Genomic DNA, 22,886 nt, shown 5'->3' with positions numbered 1-22,886 from the left:
GATTGAAGCTCATGGCTGACAACTTTGCACAGACCGTTAAGACGCAGGTAGATATCGTCAAGATCATTGGCGAGTATGTGAAGCTGCGGAAGACGGGGGCTCAGAACTACTCGGGGCTTTGTCCTTTTCATAAGGAGAAGACCGGGTCCTTCTCCGTCAATGCGGCACACAACTACTTCTATTGCTTTGGGTGTCATGAGAAGGGTGACGTCTTTACCTTTGTCATGAAGCTGGACGGGCTTTCGTTTCCTGAGGCTGTCAGGGCTGTGGCGGCGAAGGCTGGGATTCCGCTGCCGAAGCGGGAGTTTTCCTCGCCTGAAGACGCGCAGGAGGCGGGGATTCGGAAGAAGCTCGTGGACCTGCATGAGGGGGCTACACAGTACTTTGAGGCGATGTTGAAGTCACCGGGGGCGGCGGGGGCTCGGGAGTATTTGAGCAGCCGGGGGGTTACTGCGGAGACGATTGCGAAGTTTCGGATGGGGTTTGCGCCGGACGACTTCAACGATATGCGGGAGAAGATGAAGCCGCACTTTGGCGATGACGTGTTGCGGGCGAGCGGACTGTTCAACTCCAGCGAGAAGGACGATGATGGGCATCCGACCGGGCAGCTTTATGCTCGGTTCAGGAAGCGGATCATGTTTCCGATTGCGAACGAGCAGGGGAAGACGATTGCGTTTACGGCGCGGGCACTCGAAGCTGTCGACGATAAAGGCCGGCCGATTGCGAAGTATATGAACTCGCCCGAGACGCCGCTGTATACGAAGGGCAATGTGCTGTTCAACCTGGATAAGGCCAAGGCCGATATGCGGGCGCATGACTTTGCGCTGCTGGTCGAGGGGCAGATGGACTGCATTTCGGTTTATATGGCGGGGATCAAGAACGTGATTGCAACCTCCGGGACGGCGTTTACGGAGATGCAGGTCCGGCTGCTGAGCCGGTTTACGAAGCGGGTTGTGGTGAACTTCGATCCGGACCAGGCGGGGGCTACGGCAGCGGAGAAGTCGATTGCGTTGCTGACGGAGGAAGGGTTCGAGGTGAAGGTGATCTCGCTTGAGGGTGGGCTGGACCCGGACCGGTTTGTGCGGGAGAACGGCATCCAGGCCTATATGGGGGCGCTGCGGACGGCGAAGCGGCAGTCGGAGTATCTGATCGATCGTGCGATGCAGCAGTTCCCTGCCCGGACGGCGGATGCGAAGGTGCAGGCGATGAACTTCCTGCTGCCGCATATACGGCGGATGCCGAGCAGGATTCATCGGGATGAGTTCGCGGCGGATGCGGCGCAGAAGCTGGGGATCGATTCTGCGCTGATGCGGCAGGAGCTGAAACAGGCGGCGGCGCAGAAGCTCGAAAGCGTGAAGGCGCACCGGGCTGAGCCGGCGAACGAAACGGAACGGGTGCTGCTGCAGGCGCTGGTGCGGCCGGAGACGGATGCTGCCAGGGTGCGGGCGGCGAATGGGCTGGCGGATCATCCGGAGTGGTATGAGGGCATGGGGGCGGCGGCGCTGTTCGACACGCTGGCGCATGGGGTTGCGCCGGAGAATCCGATCGATGCGGCGCAGGATGATGCGAGCCGGTCTATGTTGGCGGAGGTGTTGAGTTCCGGGCCGGGTGAGAGGTCGCTGGTGGAGTTGGTGGAGGATGCGTTTCATACGCTCGCGTTCCGGCATCTGGAGCGGCGGCAGCGGGAGTTGAGGATGTCGATGGCGGAGGCGCAGCGGCGGGGCGATGAGGCAATGGTGGAGACGCTGATGATGGAGAAGGTGAAGGTGGATCGGGCGTTGCGGGAGCATTGAGGGTTTACGTCCCACCCATCGCAAGTGCGCGATGGATGGGGCACGGATATGTTGTTGCCGTCCTAAGCTAAGAACAAACAACAACAAAAGCAACTACCGAGATTCTCCGCTTCGCGCAGAATGACGTTCGTTCCTGGGTGGTTGGTAGAATCGGATTCGGTTATGAGAGGGTGTGCGACGCGATGAGTATGGATGCAGGCACCAAGAAACGCCTGATCCTGGGGCTCATTTCAAACTGGATCTCCAAGCTGGCGGGGAGCGTGATCCAGTTTGTGCAGGTCTTCGTGTTTTTGAAGTACTGGTCTGAGCCGCTTTATGGCGAGTGGCTGATTATCAACTCAATTCCGAGCTATCTGAGTTTTTCCAATATTGGTTTTGGGTCTGTGGCCGGTAACGAGATGACGATGGCCGTGGCCCGGGACGACCGGGAGTCGGCGTTGCGGGCGTTTCAGTCCTGCTGGTGGATGATTACCGTCGCGCTGACCGTGACGGGACTTGTGGTGGGGGTACTGCTCTATCAGTTGCCGGTCGGCCGCCTGTTTCACCTGCATGAGATCAGCGATTCCGATACGAAGTGGATCATCGCGTACCTGGGTTTCTCTGTTCTGCTGGGGCAGTTGGAGCAGTTGCTGCAGTCCGCTTATCGCTGCGTAAGACGTTATCCCTACGGCAGCTTTGTGAAGAGCTGCATGTCGCTGGCGGCGTTTGCAGTGATGCTGGTGCCGGTGCTGAGGCATCAAGGGCCCAGGACGGTGGCGCTCTGGTTTGCGGTGGCGAATGTGCTGGGGACCGTGATTCTGGCGCTGATGGTGCGGCATGACATTCCGTGGATCAGTTTTGGATGGAAGCACGCCAGCTTTGCGGAGATTAAAAAGATGTCGTTGCCTGCGCTGGCGTTCATGGGCTTTCCGATGGGCAATGCGCTGAACCTGCAAGGCACGCTGATGGCAGTGAGCTACGCGCTGGGGCCGGTGGCGGTGGTGGTGTTCTCAACCGCGCGCACGATGTCACGTGTAGCGTTGCAAATGGTGCAGATGATCAACTCCAGCTTTGAGCCGGAGTTCTCAAAGTCCTACGCGCAGAAGGATATTGCGCTGGTTCGCACGCTGCACCGTCGGGCGTGCCAGATGGCGATCATCCTGGCGCTGGGGGTGATTGCGGTGATGATCCTGGGGGGACCGTGGGCGCTGAACCACTGGACGCATGGCAAGGTGCCACCGAGCCGGGAGTTGCTTTCGATTCTGCTGCTGGTGGTGGTGTTCTATGCGCTGTGGTCGACCAGTTCCGGGGTCATGTATGCGACGAACCAGCATCAGAAGCTTGCGGCGGTCTACCTGGGGGGGACGGCGGCTACGGTTGCGCTGACCTACTTCGTCGCACAGTGGTATGGGCTTTATGGGGCGGCGGCTTCCCTGCTGCTATCCGAGCTGGTGATGAACTTCTATGTGCTGCCGGCTACGTTGCGGATCGCGCACGACACGTTTCCGGCGTTTCTGGCGAGCATGTTCGATGTGCCTCCGGCGCTGCATCCCCGGACTTGGCTGAGGAAGTTGAGCCGGTCTCATCCGGGGCTGGAGAGCTAGGCCGTCTTGCTCTAACCTGATCTCTATGGCCGACGCTTTGAAGCTCACCCCGGAATCGCTCCGCGTGCTTGGCGCTCTGATGGAAAAAGAGATGACCACGCCGGAGAACTACCCGCTGTCCCTGAATGCGCTGATTGGCGCATGCAACCAGAAGACCAGCCGCGAGCCTGTGATGGAGTTTACGGAAGACGCCGTGCGCGGTGCGCTGGACGCGCTGGAGATTCATGAGCTGATCTCGACCGCGCACGACTCGCGTGTGCCCAAGTACGAACACCGTATCCGCACGGTTCTCAACCTGCGGCGCGACGAGACGGCCGTGCTGTGCCTGCTGATCCTGCGCGGGCCGCAGACGACCGGCGAGCTGCGCGGCCGCTCCGACCGCATGTTCTCCTTTGACGATACGATCCAAGTGCAATCCACCTTGGACCGCCTGGCGGCACGCGAGACGCCGCTGGTGGCCGTACTTCCGCGCCAACCCGGTTCCAGCGCCTCCCGCAGCGCCCACCTGCTGGGGGACGTGGCTCAGACATATGCCGCAGCAGCAGCGCCGGCTGCGCCGAATGAGCTCTCGGTCCTGCGAGAACGTCTCGCGGAACTGGAGTTGCGAGTTGCGGCGCTGGAAAGCATGCAACATCCTGCTCATGAGGAATCGTGAAGCGTACATAGACTTGAGGCTGCGGGTTGCCTGTGACACAAAAGTGACAGAATTTATTTCCGGAACTGCGATAGACTTGGGATTGTCGAATGAGGTTCTGCGAATTCGATTTGCAGAACGAGATTCGAGATAGATCGTTTCAACAGATCAAAGACCCCGGGGAGTGTGTGGATGCAGATTTCAGCTTTGAAGCGGTGTGTGGCGGTTGCGGCGGCGGTTCTGGTGCTTGGGTTGAGCGGCTCTTCGAAGGCGAAGGCGGCGACTGGAACGGGAAACACGGCGAACGGGACACACACACTGGCCTCGGCTGAACAGTACGTTCTGCACCTGCATCATCTGCATACGGGCGAGTCGCTGGACGTGGTTTACCGGATTGGCGACACCTATGTTCCGGAGGCGATGGCGAAGCTGAACTACTTCCTGCGGGATCATCGGACGAACGATGTGAGCAGCTACGATCCGAAGGAGTTCGACACGCTGCATGAGCTGATGGCGAAGCTTGGGCGCGGGAACCAGACGATCGATATCGTGTGTGGGTACCGGACGCCGTGGAGCAATAACTTTCTGCGGACGCGGTCTTCCGTGACCGGGGTAGCGCAGCATAGTCAGCATATGCTGGCGAAGGCGATCGATATCCGGGTACCGGGAGTGCAGACTCGGACGCTGCGGGATATGGCTTTGTCACTGCATGCCGGGGGTGTGGGGTACTATCCAGTTTCGCAGTTTGTGCATGTGGATGTGGGGCCGGTGAGGCAGTGGGCCTTTGGTGGGCGTGGGGATAACTAAGGACAGTGAAAGAGCAGTTTTTAGGCAGGACCATGCAGTGGATGGGCAGTAAAGACTAAGCGGCTCGGGTGATTTCCCGAGCCGCTTTTGTTATGCGGAGAAGGCGGCTGTGACTGTGGGGAGTGGGTGGGTGGTGGCCAGGGCTTCGACCTGCTGGGCGAACTCCTGGGCCAACTCAGGGCGGATGGGGCGCATGGCAACCAGGGTCTCGATGAGGAGGACGCGGGCGACCATGTTGTGGGGTTCGGCGCGGGCGAGGTCAAGGGCTCCGTTCATGATCTCGCGCTCGCCATTGAGAAACTGGGGTGGGACGCCTTCCATGCCGGCGCAGCGGAGGGCGAGAAGCTGCTCCAGGCGCTGGAGGTAGGCGGTGAAGTCGGTGGCGTCGGGGACGTGGTACTGGGCGCTGTCTCCCGACCATGAGGCCGCTCCGAGGAGTTCGATGGTTTCGGCGGCGAGGGCGCGGAGGCCTTCCTCTGGGTTGGCGACGTTGAACTCCTGCGAGAGCTCGCCGATGCGGGTGCCGTCCGAGGTGCGGACGAAGGCGAGATCGGCGGTCCAAGGCTCGACCTCTGCGTCGATGTGGACGGAGACGACGTAGTCGCTCTTGTTGGCGTCCGCGTTGGCTGACTGGACGGCGACCTCGTCAGGCCAGCGCTGGCCACTGACGACGAAGCCTCCGGCGCGGCCGGGTGCTCCGACAGCCCAGGGGAGCATGGCACGACCGCTGGCTGCGGCTAACATCTCTACCTGCTCTGCAAGGAAGAGCGGCAGGGCGCGGGTGAGGCGGCCGAGAGCGTCCAGGGTCTCGGCCATGGACTGGGCGGCCTCCGGGCTGGTGGGTGCGGTCTGGGCCTCTTCCGGAGCCTCAGCGGTGCCGCCGAGGAAGGTGACGGATGGGCCTGCGGTGGTCTTCTGGCCGAAGAGCTTGCGGGCCGGGGACTGGAGGGGAAGCCAGATGGGGCCGTCGACGCGGAGCATGCCGAGCTGGACGTCCTGGGCGGTACCGGGCTGGGTTCCGGCGGCGCGAGCGGCGCGCTGACGGCCGATCTCCTGATCCCAGAAGGCGAGGGGCTGACGCCAGTCGGGGCGGTTGAAGGCGTCGAGGGCGCGGCGGATCTCGTCCGCGGGGTCCAAGTTGCCGGTATCGATGCAGGCCTTGATGAGATTGTTGCCGACGGCGAGGCCGTGGAGTTCAGGCACAAAGTGGGGGATGGTGAACTCGAGGAGCTCACGGAGGTAGCCGTGGCCGCCGAGATCGCCGCTCATCTGCATGAGGAAGTCGCCGGGGATGGGCTTGGGTGCGCGCTCCAGGGCCTCGTTGTAGTAGACCTTGGCGCCGTCCAGGTTGTTGCCGTTGAGGAGGCCGCGTGCAAGCCAGAGCTGGGCTCGCCAGGAGCCGGGGAGCTGGCGGATACGCTCCAGCGCGTCTGCGGCGGCCTGATCTCCACCGCGTTCCTGCGCCATGGAGGCGTACCAACCGAGGCCGTTGTCCAGATTGGGCTCAAGCTCAAGGGCGCGCCAGAGGGTGGATTCTGTGAGCTCCTGCTTGTCCTGTGCTGCGTATACCTTGGCGAGGTTGGTGAGGACGGAAGCGTCTTCGCCGTTCTTTTCCGTGAAGCCGGCGAGGAGCGACTCGGCCTCATCGAGGCGGCCCTGCTGGAGGAGGACGATGCCCCACATGCAGGCTCCGCGGGCGGGGATGGTGTCGGTTTCGGCGAGGTGCTCGGCGGCGGCGATAACTTCAGTGGCAAAGCCGTCGTTGAGGGAGTTGAGGATGACCATGTAGAGCTGGTCGGGCTGATCCCAGGCCTGCAGGATCATGTTGGGGAGGACGTTGGTGCTCCACTCTTCGCGGGGGACGAGGATCTCGCGGCCCTGCTCGTCAAAGGCGCGGATGCCGTCTACGGGGGGCTGGCTCTGGTCGCCGGCTTCCTGCGGGGTGAGGTCCGGGGATGCGGCGATTTCGGCGATGGAGGCCGGTACGTTGATGTCTTCTGGCTCTGGCTTGATGCTGACTACGTTGTCCCTGCTCATGGTTGAATCTTAACCCTTCTGTGGTGGTCCGGTTTGGGTGTGGCGGACCGTGGGAGAACAACGGCCCGGGGCTAAAGCCCGGATGATTTGTAGCCATGGACGGGGGGCTAAAGCCCCCCTCTAATCCGAACGGCAACGGCAAGAACGATGCTTAGGGCTTCTGCTGGTTTTCTACGGCCAGGCCTATGCGGAGCATGGTGGACTCGTCAAAGTGGCGGCCCATGATCTGGACGCCGATGGGGAGGCCGCCGGAGGTTTCGCCGCAGGGGACGCTCATGCCGCAGATGCCGGCGAGCGAGGCGGCTACGGTATAGATGTCGGCGAGGTACATGGAGACGGGGTCGTCCGTCTTTTCACCGAGCTTGAAGGGCGGGGTGGGGGTCATGGGGCCTACGATGACATCGCAGGACTCGAAGGCGGTGAGGAAGTCTCTGGCGAGCAGCGTGCGGACCTGCTGAGCCTTCTTGTAGTAGGCGTCGTAGTAGCCAGCGCTGAGGGCGTAGGTGCCGAGGAGGATGCGGCGTTTGACCTCCGGGCCAAAGCCCTCTTCACGGGTCTTGCGATACATGTTCGAGAGGGTTTTGCTCTCCGCGGAGCGCAGGCCGAAGCGGACGCCGTCGAAGCGGGAGAGATTGGAGGATGCCTCTGCGGTGGCGATGACGTAATACGTTGGGACGGCGTATTTCGTGTGGGGGAGGGTGATCTTTACGATCTCGCAGCCCTGCCGCTTGAGGCCTTCGAGGGTACGCTCGACTGCGGCGCGGATCTCGGTGTCGAGGCCTTCACCGAAGTACTCGTCCGGGACGCCAACGCGGAGGCCGGCGATGGGCTGGGTGAGGGCGGCGGCGTAGTCGTCTACCGGACGGACGGAGCTGGTGGCATCAAGCGGATCATGGCCGGCGATGATGCCGAGGACCGTGGCTGCGTCCGTGACGTTGGCCGCGAGGGGGCCGACGCGATCCAGCGAGGAGGCGAAGGCGATCAAGCCGAAGCGGCTGACGCGGCCATAAGTGGGGAGGATGCCGACGACGCCGCAAAAGGCCGCGGGCTGGCGGATGGAGCCGCCGGTATCGGTGCCGAGCGAGGCGACGCAGAAGCCTGCCGCAACGGCTGCGGCCGAACCGCCGCTGGAGCCGCCGGGGACGTGGTCGAGTGCGCGAGGATTTTTGACGGGGCCGTAGGCGGAGTTTTCGTTGGAGCTGCCCATGGCGAACTCGTCGCAGTTGAGCTTGCCGAGGAGGACTGCGCCGGCGGCTTCAAGCTTCTGGACGACGGTGGCGTCGTAGGGCGGGCGGTAGCCTTCGAGGATCTTCGATCCGGCGGTGGCGGGTGCGCCCTGCATCGCGAGAACGTCTTTTATGCCGATGGGCATGCCGGCGAGCGGCGGCAGGGGCTCGCCCTTTGCGGCGAGGGCATCAATGTGCGCGGCCTGAGCCATGGCACGGTCGCGCGAGAGGGAGAGAAAGGAGTTGATCGCCTTGCCGGCGATGCCGTCGTTGGCGGCGATGCGGTCATAGTGCCGCTCCGCGAGCGCCGTGGCCGAGCTGCCCTGGCGGATGGCGCGGGCTTCTTCTATCGATACCATTGCTGAATCATCCTCAAATCTTGTTTGCTGAAGAGCTTTATCGTTCGATTACTTTGGGGACTTTGAAGAAGCGACCATCGCTTTCGGGGGCGCAGGCCATGACGGCTTTGCGGTCGATGGAAGGGCGGATCTGGTCGGGACGGAGGGTGGCTCCGGCGGCGTCTTCGATCATCTGGATGAGTTCGCCGACCTGCGCCATGGCGGGGACGCCGGTAGTGTCGAGCTGATTGAGCTCCGCGACGTGGCCGAGGATGGCGTTGAGATCGCGCTGCATGAGAGGTTCTTCCTCTGGCGTGAGCTCCAGGTTAGCGAGCTCCGCGACACGCCTTACCTCTTCCAACGAAACCGACCCGACACTCATCAACGATCTCCTCTAAAAGACTTCAGGTAAAAGTGTATCCCGGACAGCTTGACGGCTGCGATCTTGGCGAGCTCGACCTCAAGCATGGCGCGCATGGAGAGGAGCTGGGCGAGCCAGACGTTGTCCTCCGCCTCGATCTGGACAGTGCCGGATTCGAAGGCGGTGATGCGTGCACGCTCGGCTAACTGGCGGCCGCATGCTACGGGCCACGCGGCCTGGAGGCGGTCGAGCTCCGAGAGGCCCTGGAGGCTGCGGCCGAGTTCTTTTTTGAGGAGATCGCGCATGCCTTGCATTACGAGGGCTCCTGGATTGCTGGAAACGGGAGCATGGCCTCTGCGGCGGCGGGGACATGTCTCAGGACGAAGGCCCGGATGCGGGCGAGGAAGATGGGGGTGGCGAAGGTTTCGGCCCAGGCTTTGGCGGTCTGGGGGGAGAACGTAGCTTCGTTGGCTTCAAAGTGCTGGATGGCTTGCTGCATGGCGGCGGAGGTCTGCTCCGGGAAGTAGACGCCCGTAGGCTTCGGGCCGGTGCCGCGTACGGTTTCAAGCGAACCGCCGGCGCCGAAACAGATAACGGGGCGGCCACAGGCCTGGGCCTCGAGGGGAACCATACCGAAGTCTTCGTCGGCGGAGAAGAGGAGGGCGCGGCAGTGGGCGTACTCGTTCCAGAGGGCGTCGGTGGTGAGTTCGCCGAGGAAGACGACGGGGGCGTTGAGGGCGGCGGCGAGCTTGCGGAGGCGAGGCTCCTCCGGGCCGGTGCCGGCGATGCGGAGGGGGCGGTTGAGGGCGGCGCAGGCTTCGATGGCCAGCTCCGTGCATTTGTAGGGGACGAGGCGGCCGGCGCAAAGGTAGTGATCGCCCGGGGTGGCTTTGCGGGCCAGGTAGAGGTCGATGGGTGGGTGAATGACGGTCGATTCACGGTGATAGGTGCGGCGGATGCGCTCGGCGACGTAGCGGGAGTTGGCGACGAAGTGAGTTACTTTGGCTGCGGACTTGAGGTCCCAGGCGCGGACTCGGCCAGCGGCAAGGCGGAAGAAGAGACGGGTGAGGCCGGTCATGCTGGCGAGGTACTGCTCGTAGCTGTCGTAGAGGTAACGCATGGGGGAGTGGCAGTAACAAATCTGGACGGCGCCGGGCGAGAGACGGACGCCTTTGATGGGACCTGCGTCGGAGGTGAGGACGAGATCGAAGCCGCGGAGATCGAGGCTCTCGGTGGCTGCGGGGTAGAGGGGCAGCATATGTCGATGATGGGTGCGGGCGAAGGGCAGACGCTGGAGGAAGGAGGTGTGAAGTTTGTGGCCGACGGCACCTCGCGGGAGGCCTTCCGGGGAGGCGACGAGGGTGAAGAGCTCGGCTTGAGGAAAGAGCAGGAGGAAGCGTTCTGCAACGCGCTCTCCACCACCGCGGGTGACGAACCAGTGATGCACGATGGCGACCCGCATCGGGTGTTCTACGCGGCGGGTGGAACTAATAGGCCCCGTCCTGGTTGACGACGGACTTGAAGGTGATGGCGAGGATGCCGATATCGCTGAAGAGCGACCAGGTTTTGACGTAATCGCAGTCCAGCTTGACGCGGGCGTCATAGGAGAGCTTGCTGCGGCCGGAGACCTGCCAGAGACCGGTCAGGCCTGGCTTGACGCGGGTATAGCAGTGGAAGCACTCGCCGTATTTCTCCACTTCGGCGGCGACGATGGGGCGTGGGCCGACGAGGCTCATCTCGCCTGAGACGACGTTCCAGATCTGGGGGAGCTCGTCCAGGCTGTAGCGGCGGAGGAAGAGACCGACGGAGGTGATGCGGGGGTCCTGCTTGAGCTTATGGGTGCGGTTCCACTCGGAGCGGGCGGAGGGGTGGTTGGCGAGGTAGTCGTCCAGCACCTCAGCGGAGTTGACGCACATGGTGCGGAACTTCCACATGGAAAAGAAGGAGCCATCCTTACAGATACGGCGGTGGGAGAAGAAGATGGGGCCGGGCGAGGTGAAGCGGACGACGGCCGCGACGATCAACAGCACCGGAACGAGCACGGGGATGGAGATCGCGACCAGGGTAATATCCATGATGCGCTTGACGACGCGATAACGAAAGAGGCGGGCCGGCAGGGTATTAACGCGGACGGTGCGGTTTCGGCCGTTGATCTCGTAGTTTTCAAAGCCGAAGTCGGTTGCCGAGACCATGACGGCGCGGGTGTCGCCGGGGTGCGATTCATTCGCCATAGGTTGCGCCGTCCTGGCCGGAGCGGCTGAGCCACATCGGCGCGACAAGGTAAAAGAAGGCCACTGATGTTCCGATCGAGTATGGCTGAGTTTGCCGACGCGTAACGTTGGTCCTATTCCCTGTGTAGCGTAAAGTCTGGCCCATCAAATCTGTCACCATTCCTGTCTCAACCGACGTCCCCGTCCTGTGTGATCCGGCGGATCGTTCCCCAAGCAGCGAGTGAATCAACGGGAATGCAACAAGTCATACAGTTGGGGCCTGTGCCGCTCGGATATCCTCAACTTGTTCTGTCTGACCAGCTTACTTGACTGAGCGAGACGCAACAAGGCTGAACAGCAGTTATCTGCAAGCAGTTTCAATCAAGGCAACATTCCCAATTAAGATAGTGGGATGCAAATAATCGACACTCCGCTGTTTGATGTGAAGCTGATTCGTCCCCGCCGGTTCGGGGACGACCGCGGTTGGTTCGCGGAAATGTTCAATACGCAGGCGTTTGCGGCAAATGGGCTGCCAGCACAGTTCGTGCAGGACAATCAATCTTTTTCTGCAAAAGGCGTGCTGCGCGGGCTGCATTACCAGTTGGAGCGGCCGCAGGGGAAGCTGGTGCGGTGCCTTTCTGGTCATATCTGGGACGTCGCGGTGGATCTGCGGCGTGAGTCGCCGGATTTCGGCAAATGGGCCGCGTTCGACCTGAAGCCGCTGAACGACGCGGGCGAGCTGGAGCTTTTGTGGATTCCCGAAGGTTTCGCTCACGGATTCCTCGTACTCTCTGAGACTGCTGAGGTTCTATATAAGACGACTGATTTATACCATCCGTTAGGTGAACGGTGTGTTAAATGGGACGACCCGACCCTGGCGATTCCGTGGCCGCTGGAAGGCATTACGCCCTCCATCAGCGGCAAGGATGCGCTGGGGAAGACGTTTGCCGAGGCCGATCTGCCCTAGCTCCGGCTACACCTGCGGCGGCAGGCCTTTGTTGAGGAAAACGCTCTGGTTGCGAAGGACGGCTATGTGCGCCAAGTAACGCATAAGTAGCTCGTAGCGGTTGGGGCCGAGGATGCGGAGCGCGGTCCGCAGAAGGGTGTGGACCATCTCCACACGGCGATCCTTGGAGGAGAAGTCCTTCCAGGTGGCCTTCTGCGGGGCGGCCTTGCCGGCGACGAGCCCCTGCTTGCGGGCGTAGGCCGACCATGCGCCGATGAAGGGATTGTCGGAAAAGTGAGCTTGGTGCTTTGCGTAAAGGCGGCGGCAGAGGCGCGTGATGGTGGTGCCGTCCGGGAAGGTGTCGAAGCCGTAAGGGATGGCCTCCAGGCTGGAACCGGAGTTGGCGAGGACCTGGGCCTTATAGTCCGCGAAGAGCTGCGTGAGGTCGGTGCGCTGGGCGAGGGTGAAGCGGTCCGTGTGCTTGGAGAGAACGGCCGGGTCCGAGGGGACGATGCCGCTGAAGTGGAAGAAGCAGAGGGGGGATTCGCCGTCCGGCCCTCGAACGGCATAGGCCGGGGCTGAGGCGGCGATGGAACGCTCGTGCAGGTTCCAGTACGCCATGTTGCAGCCGGGGTGGCGGAGAATTTTGACCTGCTCAAAGAGGCCGGGAGCGAGGTTCATCCATTTCTGGTCTACAAAAAGACCGGTGCGGCCTTCACTGTAGCCGAGGTCGAGGCACCGGCGCTCCCACCAGTCCAACAGACGCAGGCTCTCCGGCGTATTGCGGACGGCGATGAAGCCGAGGTTATAGGTGCCGTTGAAGAGGAGATCCTGCTCGCCGGGGGTCTTGCCGTCGAAGACCGGGGTGGTGATGTGGGGGGTGAGGACGGCGTCGTGGGTTTCGAGTGCGTCGAAGACCGGGGTGAGGGGGGCGTAGCAGAAGATGTCGGGGTCGAGATAGACGAGGCGGGTGAGGCTGTAGCGGGCGATGAGGTACTTGAGGAAGGTGGGCTTGACGTTGGTGTTGAGCTCCAGGATGTCGTACTTCATGGCCTCGGCGGGGAGGTCCGGGAGGCCAATCTCGTTGACGGCGACTGCGGTGTAGGGCTCAGCGGCGAAGGCGGTGGTATCCGCGAGGTCTGCTACGAGGAGCACGAAGAAGCGGTGGCCCGGGTGCTGGGCGAGGTACGAGGTGGCGATGGTGCGGGCGTAGGCGAGATAGTTGGGCGAGACGATAGTGCAGGCGGCCCGGCTTGTGGATTCTGTCATCCGGCTCAGGATACTAGAGGTGTAGCTCCGCGAGGACGGAGTTGAGGGAGTCCTGCCACTGCGGGAAGTGGAAGCCGAGCAGGCTGCCGAGCTTGGAGGTGTCCATGCGGCTGTTGGCGGGGCGGCGTGCGGGGGTGGGGTACTCGGCGGTGGTGATGGGGGTGAGGGTGGCGAGCTTCTGGGCGGGGTCGCGCTGCTGCTCATGTTCGACGGCGGCTTGTGCGAAGCCGAACCATGTGGTCTCTCCGGCGGCGCAGGCGTGGTAGACGCCGCTGAGGGGCTGGAGGGCCTCCGGCAAGGGCCGGCCGTTTGCGAGGGTCTCTGCGCGGGCGATGGCGTGATTCGTGAGGCGGGCGAGATCGCGCGACCAGGTGGGTGCGCCGTGCTGGTCTGCGACGATGCGTAGCTCAGGGCGTGCCTTGGCGGCGTTGAGGATGGTCAAGAGGAAGTTCTTGCCGGTGGCTCCGTAGACCCAGGAGGTGCGGAAGATGAGGTGGGCGGCACCGGTGGCGGCAAGGGCGCGTTCGCCTTCCAGCTTCGTAGAGCCGTAGATGCTATGGGGGGCGGGGATGTCTTTTTCTGTGTAAGGCAAGGTGCCTTCGCCGTCGAAGATGTAGTCGGTGGAGAAGTGGATGACGGCTGCGCCGGACTGCGCGGCCTCTTCGCCGAGGATGCGTGGGAGCTCTGCGTTGACCGCGTAGGCCTGGGCGGTCTCAGACTCGGCTTTATCGACGGCGGTGTAGGCGGCTGGATTGACGATCCAGCGGGGGTTGACCTTGCGGACGAACTCGCGGACGGAGGCAGGATGGACGAGGTCAAGCTCCGCGCGGGTGGGTGCGACGACCCGGCCGAACGGAGCGAGGGCCTGCACCAGCGCGCTGCCGACCTGGCCGGTGGAACCAGTGAGGAGGATCATGCTTTCCGATGCGAGGCTAATAGACGGGCTCCTCGATGAGGCGCAGAAGGTACTGGCCGTAGGTGCTCTTGGCGATCTTGCCAGCGAGAACACGAAGCTGCTCCGCGTCGATATAACCGAGGCGGAAGGCGATCTCCTCCGGACAGGAGACCTTGAGCCCCTGGCGCTTCTCAATGGTCTGGATGAAGTTCGAGGCGTCGAGCAGAGAGTCGTGGGTGCCGGTGTCCAGCCACGCCATGCCACGGCCGAGGACCTCCGTGCGAAGCTGTCCGCGCTCCATATACCAGCGGTTGACGTCCGTGATCTCGAGCTCGCCGCGAGGTGAGGGCTTGAGGTTCTCCGCGATGCCGACGACCTGGGCGTCGTAGAAGTAGATACCGGTGACGGCGTAGCGGGACTTGGGCTTGAGGGGCTTCTCTTCCAGTGAGATGGCCTTCCCGCTGGCGTCGAACTCCACGACGCCGTAACGCTCAGGGTCATGGACGGCGTAGGCGAAGACGGTGGCTCCGCTGACGTTGGCCGCGGCAGCGCGGAGGTTCTTGGGGAAGTCGTGGCCGTAGAAGATGTTGTCGCCAAGGACGAGGCAGCAGCCCTCACCGGCGAGGAAGTCCTTGCCGATGAGGAAGGCCTGGGCGAGGCCATCGGGCGAGGGCTGGACGGCATAGGTGAGGGAGATGCCCCAGCGTTTGCCGTCGCCGAGCAACTGCTCGAAGCGCGGGGTGTCCTCCGGCGTGGAGATGATCAGGATCTCGCGGATGCCGGTGAGCATAAGGGCCGAGAGCGGGTAGTAGATCATGGGCTTGTCGTAGACCGGCAGGAGTTGCTTGGAGACGGACTGCGTGACCGGGTGAAGCCGCGTGCCGGAGCCTCCGGCGAGGATGATTCCCTTCATTTGCTGCCCTCTTCTGTCCGGCTGCCGTAGTTCTGCGCCATCCAGTTCTGGTATGCGCCGCTGGTGACGTTGTCGACCCAGGGGGAGTTTGCGAGGTACCACTCGACGGTCTTGCGGAGGCCGGTCTCAAAGCTTTCCTGGGCGTGCCAGTTGAGCTCGGATTCCAACTTGCGGGCGTCGATGGCGTAGCGGCGATCGTGGCCGGGGCGGTCCGTGACGTACCGGATCAACTGCGCGTGGGGGGCATGGGGCGAGTCTGGGCGAAGTTCGTCGAGGATCTCGCAGAGACGGTTCACGACCTGGAGGTTCGAGCGCTGGTTGCCGCCACCGACGTTGTAGGTTTCGCCTACGCGGCCGGTGGCGAGAACCGTGCGGAGGGCGGAGCAGTGATCGCGGACGTAGAGCCAGTCGCGGATCTGCTGGCCGTCGCCGTAGATGGGCAGCGGCTTGCCTTCAAGGGCATGCGTGATCATCAGCGGGATCAACTTCTCCGGGAAGTGGTACGGGCCGTAGTTGTTGGAGCAGTTGGTGATGATCGTGGGCAGGCCGTAGGTGTGGAACCAGGCGCGGACCAGGTGATCGCTGGCAGCCTTGGAGGCGGCATACGGGCTGTTGGGGGCGTAGGGCGTCTTTTCATGGAAGGCGGGGTCTTCGGGTGCGAGGGTGCCGTAGACCTCGTCCGTGGAGACGTGGAGGAAGCGGAAGTCTTCCTGCCGCTCAGGGGTGAGCGTCGCGTAGTAGTTCTTTGCGGCCTGCAGGAGGGTGAAGGTGCCGTCGATGTTGGTCTTGAGGAAGGCCTCCGGGCCGACGATGGAACGGTCGACGTGGCTTTCAGCGGCGAAGTGGACGATGGCTTTGGGCTGGTGCTCGGCAAAGAGCTTGGCGACGAGTGCGGCGTCGTTGATATCGCCCTGGACGAAGGTGTAGCCGGGGTTGCCGCGGAGGGATTCAAGATTGGCGGGGTTGCCGGCGTAGGTGAGCTTGTCGAGATTGATCAGGCGGGTGGCCTGGGCGGGCTGGGCGAACCAGTCGAGAACGAAGTTGGAGCCGATGAATCCGGCGCCACCGGTGACGAGAATGCTTTCGGGATCGATCAAATTACCTCTCTCAAACAGACTACCCACACTGAAGTAGTCTACAAAGTCTGAGATGCCAACCAGAGTTGGTGAGGCAACGGGTGAGGTGGATTCGGCCTCAGATTGGATGGATGCAGGAAAGGCTGGGGTTATGAGTGCGAACGATCAACCGGGTGGGGCGAAGGAGCCTTCGGGCTATAACGGCGATGCTTCAACGGCGGGGCCGGGCAAGACGGATGTGAAATCGGAAACGCCTGAGAATAAAGAGGGGCATCTGAATCCTTCCGCTCCGGAGGATGCGAACGTAACGCCGGGGTCGGCTGGGACGAAGTAGAATAGGGATTCGGCGGGCCTATAGCTCAATTGGTTAGAGCAGCGGACTCATAATCTCCCCGAGCGGTCTTGCCACCGCTTGCTTCAGGCATCATCTGCTTGCATTTAGCGGGTTTTCTCTAAGACAATATGGGCCAGTACAAGCTGATCTAAGCAGCCACTCCCTACAAAATTCCCATCATTTCGCTGACACACGGTCAACGGCGCTTAGTGCTGTCAACTTTGCGATTAGGAGTTTAATCAACCGGAGGTTGTATCCAGAGGATTGAAGTATCCAGAGAATTTCAAAGGCCTCTGCAATTCTGACGAACTTATTTTCAGTTTGAGAAGCCTTATTGGCATGGTCGATCATCCTCCCGGCTCTAAAGCCAACAATTTTTCGATCAAAGCGATCCTGCCCTCCGTTACCCTTGAACGCCTCCCCGATGTTTCCTGCTCCTCTTGAGCACACATAGAGTGCAGAACCGAGACCGATGCTCACAGATAAAGCAGTAGCGTTGAAAGGTCGATTAGTCAGGGCATAAGCGCACGTCATGCCGAATAGGAGTTCTGCCAAGCCATACGTCAGGGGCTGCTGTCTTTTCCAATAGGCCAGGGTAATGCCTAAACTGAACGTCAGGCATGTGACGAAAGCGGCGGTCTCATGACGATGCAGCGGAACCCAAACCTGAAAAAGCCTACTCTGCTGTATATGGGTATATTAGACCAGAATTGTCGCGAGCGCACCTAGGGAGCCTCTGCGCAGGCGGCCGATTTGACGATGTCGGTGTGTGACTTGAGTCGGCGGCCAAGTTTTTCTGCGGTTGGGCCGTGCTTTGCTTGTTCTGGCTGGGGTTTGTGCGGAGTCGAAGACTCATAGCCCGTCTCCCGGCGCTAGGCGGCGGTTCCCGCCAGGTGCTTGCGGTGGAGGTAGAGGTTGATGAGGGCGAAGTTGGCGCATAGCCGGTGATGGTTCTTGGCGATGCCTCTGTAGCGTACCTTGTCGAAGCCGAAGACGCGCTTCAGGATACGGAAGACGTGTTCTACTTTCGCTCTTACTTTTGATTTCGTCGTATTCTTCTTCTTTGCCGCTTCATCGACATAGTTCTTGAACCTGGTTCGCTTGCAGGTCATGTCCTGGGCCTTGGGCGCGGCCTGCCGGATGGCCTTGGTCTGGCCTTGATAGCCGCCGTCGCCCCACACCTTTCGCTCGTCGCCATGCAGCAAATCCGGCAGCATGTGAACGTCTGAAACGTTGGCCGCAGACGTCGCCACCGAATGCACGTGACCTTCTTTTGCATCAACGCCGATGTGCGCCTTCAGTCCGAAGTACCACTGCTTGCCCTTACGAGTCTGACGCATCGCCGGATCACGCTCTTTCTTCTCGTTCTTGGTCGAAGAAGGCGCATGAATAATGGTCGCATCCACGATCGTGCCGGTCTCGATGCGGATGCCCCTGGCCGCCAGATGCAGGTTCACCGCGTCGAGCATGGCACCGCCAAGGTCATGCTTTTCGAGCAGGTGGCGGAAGCGCAGCACTGTCGTTTCATCCGGTGCCGGAGCCACGCCCAGGTCAACACCAGCGAACCGCCGCAGCGTGAAGGACTCATAAAACGCCTCTTCGACGCCGGGGTCGGACAAGTTGAACCACTGTTGCATAAAGTACGTCCGAAGCATGATCGCAAGCCCGACAGGACGACGGCCGTTGCCGGCCTTCGGGTAGTGCGGTTCGACCAGAGCCTGTAACTCGGGCCACGGAACAACCACTTCCATCTCATCCAAAAACAGCTCCCGCCGAGACTTCCGCCCATACTTCTCAAAGATCGACTGGGACGCAAACGTCTGCTGCTTCATCGCCATCCACCCCTAACCATCAGATTAATCCATCAGGCCGCGGACGCAGAACTTGTGCAGAGTTTCCCTAGTCCCATCAGCAGCAAAGCCACCTCCGGCCACGGAAGCCTTAATCTGATCTCTCGGTTCGGGGACCACGGCATCCTGCTTATATTCAAAAAAAACAGTCCTTGGCGCGTTGGAATGACCCCAAGTAGGGAGCCAAGCCTAGGGGAAATAAGTGTTCTCCGATTTAGCAACGACCTCAGATACAGTTGAACAAAGTAAGTCAAATGCGCCCGACTCCCGGATCGTCAGATTTCTGCGGCTTCTTTTGGGTCATAGAGCAGCACTGTAACGGACTAGTTAGAGAGCCGTCTGATGTGCTTTGGGTTGCAATTGTTATGGCTTAGAGACTTCTGCCCTTTCAAGTCATGGCCCGCCGGTCGCCTCCCACAGTGAAAGCAGAAAACTTCTAGCCCTAATAGCAAAAGGGTGCGGTTTCACTATGCACTTGATGCCCTATCCTCTGGCAACCTTCCGGGCATGGCAGCCCTCATCTCTATGGCGTTCTGAATTCTTATCGACCCAAATAATGTTCCAAGAAGCCTTGCACCTGCCGGTCCGCATCTTCGGATGCTGCGTCGATCACGATGTCGGATTCGGTTTGGAACTGTTGAAAGGCGAAATCATGGGCATCTCTCAAATCTGCCTTCTTGTGCGAATTTCCGTTGAAGACTAAGGCGACGCGCTTAATGTTTTTGTTCTGCTCTGCTCCATAGAGCCTGTACTGCCAGAAAGTGTGGGTAATGCGGCCCGCTTGTTGAATTGCAATTTTTGCACTGTCAAGGTTGAGGTCGATACCATCTACCAACACGGTCTGCGCCAATCCCTTCAAAGCAAGTGCCACGGGGCGGACAGAGACCTTTGTGCGACCGAGAACCTCCCGGCCCGTGGCATTTGCGATCACTTCCGTTGAAGGCGGTAGTTCTCGGGCGGTGACGAATCTGTTCACATGCTCTACAAAAGATTCACGTCTCCGGGCGGCAGCATCTAGCGTGCTTCGATTGGCGACGTAGGCCTGATATAACGCAACTTTCGTTTCAGGGGCCACGGGAGTGGCTAGATATCGCGGTCGTGATGCGCTAAATAGTGGGGCGAATCGTTTGATGGAGACTTCGAAATTAGAGGTGTCGCGCAATAGAGTCATGCGTATCTCATTCATATACAAACGAAGGAGACCCGGTCTCCATTCTCTGGTGAGGCATTTCACTTTTGAAAAAGTTGGATCGAACAATAAATCATCACCGAACATGACTGCAACGCAGATGTTTTCCCCTACTTCGGGATCGGGTTGCATATAAAGGAGACGGTATTGAGCAGCAGTTTCGTGCATCGTGTCTATGCCCATACTTCCCTCGTCAATCTCTCAATGTTGGCTGCCCGTGCGGCGAGAACAAATGCGGTATCTTCGTGCCAAGGTACGCCGCCAAGCGCATCTGCAACTTCGGCGGAAATCTCTAGACATCGGTTTTCGTTCATCCCCCGGATTCGACTCATGATGCCTGGCGGTGGAAATAAAGGCTTTCGCTCACTCATCAGCCTGCCCAAATCTTCACTGGGCCAGAAATCTCTTGGTGCGCGCTGTGCCGCGAGCATGTTGGGATACTGACGCAACACTATGGATTTCTCAAAGTCGATGAAAACGAAATCGATCTTGCTGCCTCCATTCGGAGTACCGACAATGTTCCCCATGTTTCTATCGTAATTTGCTAACCAGACATCCACCACCGCCGCATCGTAAAGAGTTTCATGGTTCGTAACTAGGCGAGGGCTAGAAATGAACATGTCAATCGCAGCGCGCACTTGAGAGATTTTCCGTGTTCCCGCAAGCAGATTGCCTTGAAAACTGCACACACGCGCACAGGGAACAGGAAGTTCAACGGCATTTGCCAATATACATCCGGTGAGTTCAGCGAAAACTATCTCCAACTCAGGCCCCTTCACAAAATAACTGAGGCCGTCATACCCCGTCGCGCGTTCAGGCCGAGTGCTATGGATCAGTCCGCTATCTTCGCCCACAACTCCGTCAAGGCTCCGAAGTTCGGTCACGCCAAAATCGAATGGTTTCCAACTCACGCTGCGTTCTCCGTCTGTCAGGGCTTATCGAGGTTGGCGGGAGTGGTCTTGCCAGTTCGCCTCAGAACGCAATTCTCGCATGACTTGGGTGGCGCTCCACTTCCCTCCGCGAGCGGTCGATATACCCGCTGAATTTAGGCCCTCGGCGATTTCCCGCAGGGTCCGTAACCCTCCACGTTGCAATTCATTGATGACGGGAAGCAGATCCGCGCTTCGCTTTGAGGCCCTGTCTGCTCTCACAATTGCACTTCTTTGCGTTCCATGAGAAGCCATTGAAGCCATTCGCCCCAGATTCCCCCTCATACCGCCCAGTGTGACCCCACGCTCTTTTGCCACTTCAAGCGCGGCCTTAGTACGAGCCGAAATCATGGTGGCTTCGTGTTCGGCGACAGCGGCCAAAATATGCACGGTGAGGCGGTTGGCCTCGGGAAAGTCACAAGCGATGAAATCAACCCCTGTTTTCATGAGTGAAGAGATAAAGTGCACGTTGCGTGCCAGACGGTCCAATTTAGCAATTACTAAGGTCGCCTTATGAAGGCGACAGAGACGCAGGGCCTCAGCAATCGCGGGGCGGTCATTCCGCTTCCCACTCTCAACTTCCATCACCTCTTGAACTAGTGTCCAGCGTCCTCCGTTCAAGTAACGACTCACAGCCTCACGTTGCGCTTCCAAGCCCAAACCGCTTGCACCCTGGCGGGCTGTTGAAACTCTGAGGTAGGAGATGAATTTGCCATTTGCCATTGTCCGCGCTCCGTTACGTTTGCTTCTACCAACGTTGAAGTAAATGTAACACTCAGAGACAGGCGCTGCAAGCACTCACTTGCGCCGGTTTGTTTCGGTATCCATTCCTCGCGCGCGCGTACTGCGTAAGAAATGTCTACAAAGGTCAACATGGTTCAACAGGTCGCCCCTTATGCTGGAGTCCCGGAGAAAGGGGGAGGGTGGAGTCACCCCCGGCCCCCTCAAGTCACGGGAACCCGGCGGATTAGGTGGAGCGCGCGTCTCAAGCTATGTACGGTCTATAGAGAATGTGACACCTGAGAGCGTTATGGTGAGTCACAGACGCTAACGGCTCACCTGTGCGCGCATATGGACTCCAGAAATTCGCCCGCCAATCGTCGCATATTTCCTCGCGCGCGCGGACCTCTTCGCCAAACCAACTATGCGCTGTTCAGCATCTCAGGTCCATTATTCCTGACGTTCCCCACCAGCGGGTTCGCGGGTGCCATTTCCATATCCTCAGATTCGAACGGACGAAGCAGGTCCAAGGGGAGTTGCTCTGTCGGCTCTCTGGATAGCCAACGGTCGTAATCTCTCGCGTGCAAGATCACCGGCATACGGGTGTGAACGGTACGGGTCTATCCCACTCACTAGGAAAGCAGGATCACTCCCGCCTAACGACTCTCCCCGTTTATTCTGGAAAGAATTGTTCCTTGCAAGCGCGGATGCGCCCTTGTCCCTGATTTGGGCGGATGATAACTTCGACATAGACACCCCATGCAATGCGCCCGGCGGCAGCAACCGCCGGGTTTTTTACGTTTGGATACAAGTGATTCCGTCGGCCTATGCGACGGCGCGGAAGCCGTGGAAGACTTCAGGCGGCATCGCTCGCCTGCTCACGGACGCGCCCTGCGGATTTGCCGCCCTCGCCTTCGTTCGCAATGCGCTCCAGCTCCGACTCGCGAATCATCGTGCGACTCCCCAGCTTCGTCCTCTTCAACTTCCCGGAACTCAGCCATGCGTGAATGGTGTATTTGCTAAGACCGCCAAGCCTACGGGCGGCCTCGTCAATTGATAGAAGTGCGTCCATGTGTCTACCTCCCAAGCGAAATAACTACAAACCCAGTGTGGCGCAAACAAGCTCCACGCGGTATGCTTTCTAACACACGATGTAATACCTAAATGCGTGTGTTAGATATGCCCAAACGTACCACAAAAAAAACGAGTAAAAATGCTCCTCCGATGGCTCTCATTCGCTGGCTCAACGGCGCGAACGACGCGGGGATCGAAGCCTATTTGGGCAGGCCAACGGCGGCCTCGCGAAAACGTGTGATGACGCTCTTTCGTCAGTTGATCGAATGCTCTGGCCGCCTCAGTCGCTTCGATACGGACCATCCCAATTTCGATTTCTTCGATTCTCCGCCCCCCGAGATCACGGAGGAAATGGCTCGGATACAACTATCGATTCAGGAATTCGTTCAGGTGCCTTTTCTGGAAATCGCTTACGAAGACGATAAAGCGATACTCGCAATCTCCTACGCGTTGGGCGCGAACCGGGCCTTAGGGGAGCAGCTTGCGGTAAGGGATATTGTCGGTCTGTTAGAAACGAGGCGCCTGGAACTGATGCGCCAATGCGAATGCCACCTTTGGTTTTTTGCAAGGAAGAGCGATCAAAGGGCCTGTTCCCAAAATTGCAGGCACCGAGCTTACGAACAGACGGACGCCTTCAAAGCAAAGCGTCGCCTGTATATGCGGGATTACTACGCGCTCAAACAGAGTGGAAAGGTGAAATGA

At 60.3% G+C, this 22,886-nt stretch carries 23 protein-coding genes and 1 pseudogene; 7 read left to right on the top strand and 17 right to left on the bottom strand.

What is annotated here, in order from left to right:
- Window positions 1–11 precede the first annotated feature (11 nt).
- The 4 genes from dnaG to ACIX9_RS01440 all read left to right on the top strand — a co-directional run bounded on the left by dnaG (window position 12) and on the right by ACIX9_RS01440 (window position 4,817).
- Window positions 12–1,793: a DNA primase gene (dnaG, locus tag ACIX9_RS01455; protein ID WP_013578694.1), complete on the top strand. Its 1,782-nt coding sequence runs from the start codon at window positions 12–14 to the stop codon at window positions 1,791–1,793.
- Between the two features lie 182 nt (window positions 1,794–1,975).
- A complete protein-coding gene (locus ACIX9_RS01450) occupies window positions 1,976–3,376 on the top strand; it encodes a lipopolysaccharide biosynthesis protein (protein WP_013578693.1) in 1,401 nt (466 codons plus the stop codon).
- A 25-nt stretch (window positions 3,377–3,401) separates the two neighbouring features.
- Complete coding sequence (locus ACIX9_RS01445) at window positions 3,402–4,031, top strand: YceH family protein (protein WP_013578692.1); 630 nt, start codon at window positions 3,402–3,404, stop codon at window positions 4,029–4,031.
- Window positions 4,032–4,202: 171 nt separating this feature from the next.
- Complete coding sequence (locus ACIX9_RS01440; protein WP_013578691.1) at window positions 4,203–4,817, top strand: DUF882 domain-containing protein; 615 nt, start codon at window positions 4,203–4,205, stop codon at window positions 4,815–4,817.
- A 90-nt stretch (window positions 4,818–4,907) separates the two neighbouring features.
- On the opposite strand, the gene ACIX9_RS26230 is transcribed toward ACIX9_RS01440, so the two are convergent.
- The 6 genes from ACIX9_RS26230 to ACIX9_RS01410 form a co-directional block, all read right to left on the bottom strand.
- On the bottom strand, window positions 4,908–6,854 hold the full coding sequence (locus ACIX9_RS26230; RefSeq protein WP_013578690.1) for a tetratricopeptide repeat protein: 1,947 nt from the start codon (window positions 6,852–6,854) through the stop codon (window positions 4,908–4,910).
- A gap of 151 nt (window positions 6,855–7,005) precedes the next feature.
- On the bottom strand, window positions 7,006–8,439 hold the full coding sequence (gene gatA, locus ACIX9_RS01430; protein WP_013578689.1) for an Asp-tRNA(Asn)/Glu-tRNA(Gln) amidotransferase subunit GatA: 1,434 nt from the start codon (window positions 8,437–8,439) through the stop codon (window positions 7,006–7,008).
- A 37-nt stretch (window positions 8,440–8,476) separates the two neighbouring features.
- Entirely contained in the window at window positions 8,477–8,800 is a 324-nt protein-coding gene (gene gatC, locus ACIX9_RS01425; RefSeq protein ID WP_013578688.1) for an Asp-tRNA(Asn)/Glu-tRNA(Gln) amidotransferase subunit GatC, read from the bottom strand.
- Entirely contained in the window at window positions 8,800–9,093 is a 294-nt protein-coding gene (locus ACIX9_RS01420) for a DciA family protein (protein ID WP_013578687.1), read from the bottom strand. Before ACIX9_RS01420 ends, gatC begins: the two co-directional genes overlap by 1 nt.
- The gene (locus ACIX9_RS01415; protein ID WP_013578686.1) at window positions 9,093–10,241 is read right to left on the bottom strand and encodes a glycosyltransferase; all 1,149 of its coding nucleotides are present in this window, start codon (window positions 10,239–10,241) and stop codon (window positions 9,093–9,095) included. Before ACIX9_RS01415 ends, ACIX9_RS01420 begins: the two co-directional genes overlap by 1 nt.
- 25 nt (window positions 10,242–10,266) lie before the next feature.
- Window positions 10,267–11,010, bottom strand: coding sequence for a sugar transferase (locus tag ACIX9_RS01410; protein WP_013578685.1), 744 nt, complete (start codon window positions 11,008–11,010; stop codon window positions 10,267–10,269).
- Window positions 11,011–11,401: 391 nt separating this feature from the next.
- Here ACIX9_RS01410 and rfbC point away from each other — a divergent pair, with 391 nt between their 5' ends.
- Window positions 11,402–11,956, top strand: a complete 555-nt coding sequence (gene rfbC / locus ACIX9_RS01405) for a dTDP-4-dehydrorhamnose 3,5-epimerase (RefSeq protein ID WP_013578683.1) — start codon at window positions 11,402–11,404, stop codon at window positions 11,954–11,956.
- 6 nt (window positions 11,957–11,962) lie between these two features.
- Here rfbC and ACIX9_RS01400 read toward each other — a convergent pair whose 3' ends face one another.
- The 4 genes from ACIX9_RS01400 to rfbB are packed head-to-tail and all read right to left on the bottom strand — an operon-like array spanning window position 11,963 to window position 16,109.
- Window positions 11,963–13,204 (bottom strand): hypothetical protein, encoded by a 1,242-nt coding sequence (locus ACIX9_RS01400; RefSeq protein WP_013578682.1) that lies wholly within the window; start codon window positions 13,202–13,204, stop codon window positions 11,963–11,965.
- 13 nt (window positions 13,205–13,217) lie between these two features.
- Window positions 13,218–14,120: a dTDP-4-dehydrorhamnose reductase gene (rfbD, locus tag ACIX9_RS01395; RefSeq protein ID WP_013578681.1), complete on the bottom strand. Its 903-nt coding sequence runs from the start codon at window positions 14,118–14,120 to the stop codon at window positions 13,218–13,220.
- Window positions 14,121–14,136: 16 nt separating this feature from the next.
- Entirely contained in the window at window positions 14,137–15,012 is an 876-nt protein-coding gene (gene rfbA / locus ACIX9_RS01390; RefSeq protein ID WP_013578680.1) for a glucose-1-phosphate thymidylyltransferase RfbA, read from the bottom strand.
- On the bottom strand, window positions 15,009–16,109 hold the full coding sequence (rfbB, locus tag ACIX9_RS01385) for a dTDP-glucose 4,6-dehydratase (protein WP_013578679.1): 1,101 nt from the start codon (window positions 16,107–16,109) through the stop codon (window positions 15,009–15,011). Before rfbB ends, rfbA begins: the two co-directional genes overlap by 4 nt.
- 52 nt (window positions 16,110–16,161) lie before the next feature.
- On the opposite strand from rfbB, the gene ACIX9_RS01380 reads away from it, so the two are divergent.
- A complete protein-coding gene (locus tag ACIX9_RS01380) occupies window positions 16,162–16,422 on the top strand; it encodes a hypothetical protein (RefSeq protein ID WP_157477207.1) in 261 nt (86 codons plus the stop codon).
- 177 nt (window positions 16,423–16,599) lie between these two features.
- Here the strand turns inward: ACIX9_RS01380 and ACIX9_RS01375 are convergent, their stop codons facing one another.
- From ACIX9_RS01375 to ACIX9_RS01350, 7 genes and pseudogenes are all read right to left on the bottom strand, one after another.
- Window positions 16,600–16,902 (bottom strand): hypothetical protein, encoded by a 303-nt coding sequence (locus ACIX9_RS01375; protein ID WP_198152134.1) that lies wholly within the window; start codon window positions 16,900–16,902, stop codon window positions 16,600–16,602.
- A gap of 392 nt (window positions 16,903–17,294) precedes the next feature.
- Entirely contained in the window at window positions 17,295–18,254 is a 960-nt protein-coding gene (locus tag ACIX9_RS01370; RefSeq protein WP_041597274.1) for an IS5 family transposase, read from the bottom strand.
- Window positions 18,255–18,813: 559 nt separating this feature from the next.
- Window positions 18,814–19,644 (bottom strand): hypothetical protein, encoded by an 831-nt coding sequence (locus ACIX9_RS01365; RefSeq protein ID WP_013578676.1) that lies wholly within the window; start codon window positions 19,642–19,644, stop codon window positions 18,814–18,816.
- On the bottom strand, window positions 19,635–20,372 hold the full coding sequence (locus ACIX9_RS01360) for a hypothetical protein (RefSeq protein WP_013578675.1): 738 nt from the start codon (window positions 20,370–20,372) through the stop codon (window positions 19,635–19,637). Before ACIX9_RS01360 ends, ACIX9_RS01365 begins: the two co-directional genes overlap by 10 nt.
- A 24-nt stretch (window positions 20,373–20,396) precedes the next feature.
- The gene (locus ACIX9_RS01355) at window positions 20,397–21,113 is read right to left on the bottom strand and encodes a recombinase family protein (protein ID WP_013578674.1); all 717 of its coding nucleotides are present in this window, start codon (window positions 21,111–21,113) and stop codon (window positions 20,397–20,399) included.
- A 419-nt stretch (window positions 21,114–21,532) separates the two neighbouring features.
- Window positions 21,533–21,715: pseudogene (locus tag ACIX9_RS24420) on the bottom strand (SOS response-associated peptidase family protein); the annotation flags it as partial.
- Window positions 21,716–21,966: 251 nt separating this feature from the next.
- Window positions 21,967–22,182 (bottom strand): helix-turn-helix domain-containing protein, encoded by a 216-nt coding sequence (locus ACIX9_RS01350; protein ID WP_013578673.1) that lies wholly within the window; start codon window positions 22,180–22,182, stop codon window positions 21,967–21,969.
- A 92-nt stretch (window positions 22,183–22,274) separates the two neighbouring features.
- Here ACIX9_RS01350 and ACIX9_RS01345 point away from each other — a divergent pair, with 92 nt between their 5' ends.
- Window positions 22,275–22,886, top strand: coding sequence for a hypothetical protein (locus ACIX9_RS01345; protein ID WP_198152133.1), 612 nt, complete (start codon window positions 22,275–22,277; stop codon window positions 22,884–22,886).

This window comes from Granulicella tundricola MP5ACTX9, assembly GCF_000178975.2.
GTDB lineage: Bacteria > Acidobacteriota > Terriglobia > Terriglobales > Acidobacteriaceae > Edaphobacter > Edaphobacter tundricola.
The sequence above is the reverse complement of the archived record's forward strand: the minus strand, read 5'-3'. Positions and strand labels throughout refer to the sequence as shown.

What these genes read in the sequence shown, in the direction of transcription:
- dnaG (WP_013578694.1), top strand. Translation starts at nt 12, where the DNA reads ATGGCTGACAACTTTGCACAGACCGTTAAGACGCAGGTAGATATCGTC.
- ACIX9_RS01450 (WP_013578693.1), top strand. Translation starts at nt 1,976, where the DNA reads ATGAGTATGGATGCAGGCACCAAGAAACGCCTGATCCTGGGGCTCATT.
- ACIX9_RS01445 (WP_013578692.1), top strand. Translation starts at nt 3,402, where the DNA reads ATGGCCGACGCTTTGAAGCTCACCCCGGAATCGCTCCGCGTGCTTGGC.
- ACIX9_RS01440 (WP_013578691.1), top strand. Translation starts at nt 4,203, where the DNA reads ATGCAGATTTCAGCTTTGAAGCGGTGTGTGGCGGTTGCGGCGGCGGTT.
- ACIX9_RS26230 (WP_013578690.1), bottom strand. Translation starts at nt 6,854, where the DNA reads ATGAGCAGGGACAACGTAGTCAGCATCAAGCCAGAGCCAGAAGACATC.
- gatA (WP_013578689.1), bottom strand. Translation starts at nt 8,439, where the DNA reads ATGGTATCGATAGAAGAAGCCCGCGCCATCCGCCAGGGCAGCTCGGCC.
- gatC (WP_013578688.1), bottom strand. Translation starts at nt 8,800, where the DNA reads ATGAGTGTCGGGTCGGTTTCGTTGGAAGAGGTAAGGCGTGTCGCGGAG.
- ACIX9_RS01420 (WP_013578687.1), bottom strand. Translation starts at nt 9,093, where the DNA reads ATGCAAGGCATGCGCGATCTCCTCAAAAAAGAACTCGGCCGCAGCCTC.
- ACIX9_RS01415 (WP_013578686.1), bottom strand. Translation starts at nt 10,241, where the DNA reads ATGCGGGTCGCCATCGTGCATCACTGGTTCGTCACCCGCGGTGGTGGA.
- ACIX9_RS01410 (WP_013578685.1), bottom strand. Translation starts at nt 11,010, where the DNA reads ATGGCGAATGAATCGCACCCCGGCGACACCCGCGCCGTCATGGTCTCG.
- rfbC (WP_013578683.1), top strand. Translation starts at nt 11,402, where the DNA reads ATGCAAATAATCGACACTCCGCTGTTTGATGTGAAGCTGATTCGTCCC.
- ACIX9_RS01400 (WP_013578682.1), bottom strand. Translation starts at nt 13,204, where the DNA reads ATGACAGAATCCACAAGCCGGGCCGCCTGCACTATCGTCTCGCCCAAC.
- rfbD (WP_013578681.1), bottom strand. Translation starts at nt 14,120, where the DNA reads ATGATCCTCCTCACTGGTTCCACCGGCCAGGTCGGCAGCGCGCTGGTG.
- rfbA (WP_013578680.1), bottom strand. Translation starts at nt 15,012, where the DNA reads ATGAAGGGAATCATCCTCGCCGGAGGCTCCGGCACGCGGCTTCACCCG.
- ACIX9_RS01380 (WP_157477207.1), top strand. Translation starts at nt 16,162, where the DNA reads ATGCCAACCAGAGTTGGTGAGGCAACGGGTGAGGTGGATTCGGCCTCA.
- ACIX9_RS01370 (WP_041597274.1), bottom strand. Translation starts at nt 18,254, where the DNA reads ATGAAGCAGCAGACGTTTGCGTCCCAGTCGATCTTTGAGAAGTATGGG.
- ACIX9_RS01365 (WP_013578676.1), bottom strand. Translation starts at nt 19,644, where the DNA reads ATGGGCATAGACACGATGCACGAAACTGCTGCTCAATACCGTCTCCTT.
- ACIX9_RS01355 (WP_013578674.1), bottom strand. Translation starts at nt 21,113, where the DNA reads ATGGCAAATGGCAAATTCATCTCCTACCTCAGAGTTTCAACAGCCCGC.
- ACIX9_RS01350 (WP_013578673.1), bottom strand. Translation starts at nt 22,182, where the DNA reads ATGGACGCACTTCTATCAATTGACGAGGCCGCCCGTAGGCTTGGCGGT.
- ACIX9_RS01345 (WP_198152133.1), top strand. Translation starts at nt 22,275, where the DNA reads ATGCGTGTGTTAGATATGCCCAAACGTACCACAAAAAAAACGAGTAAA.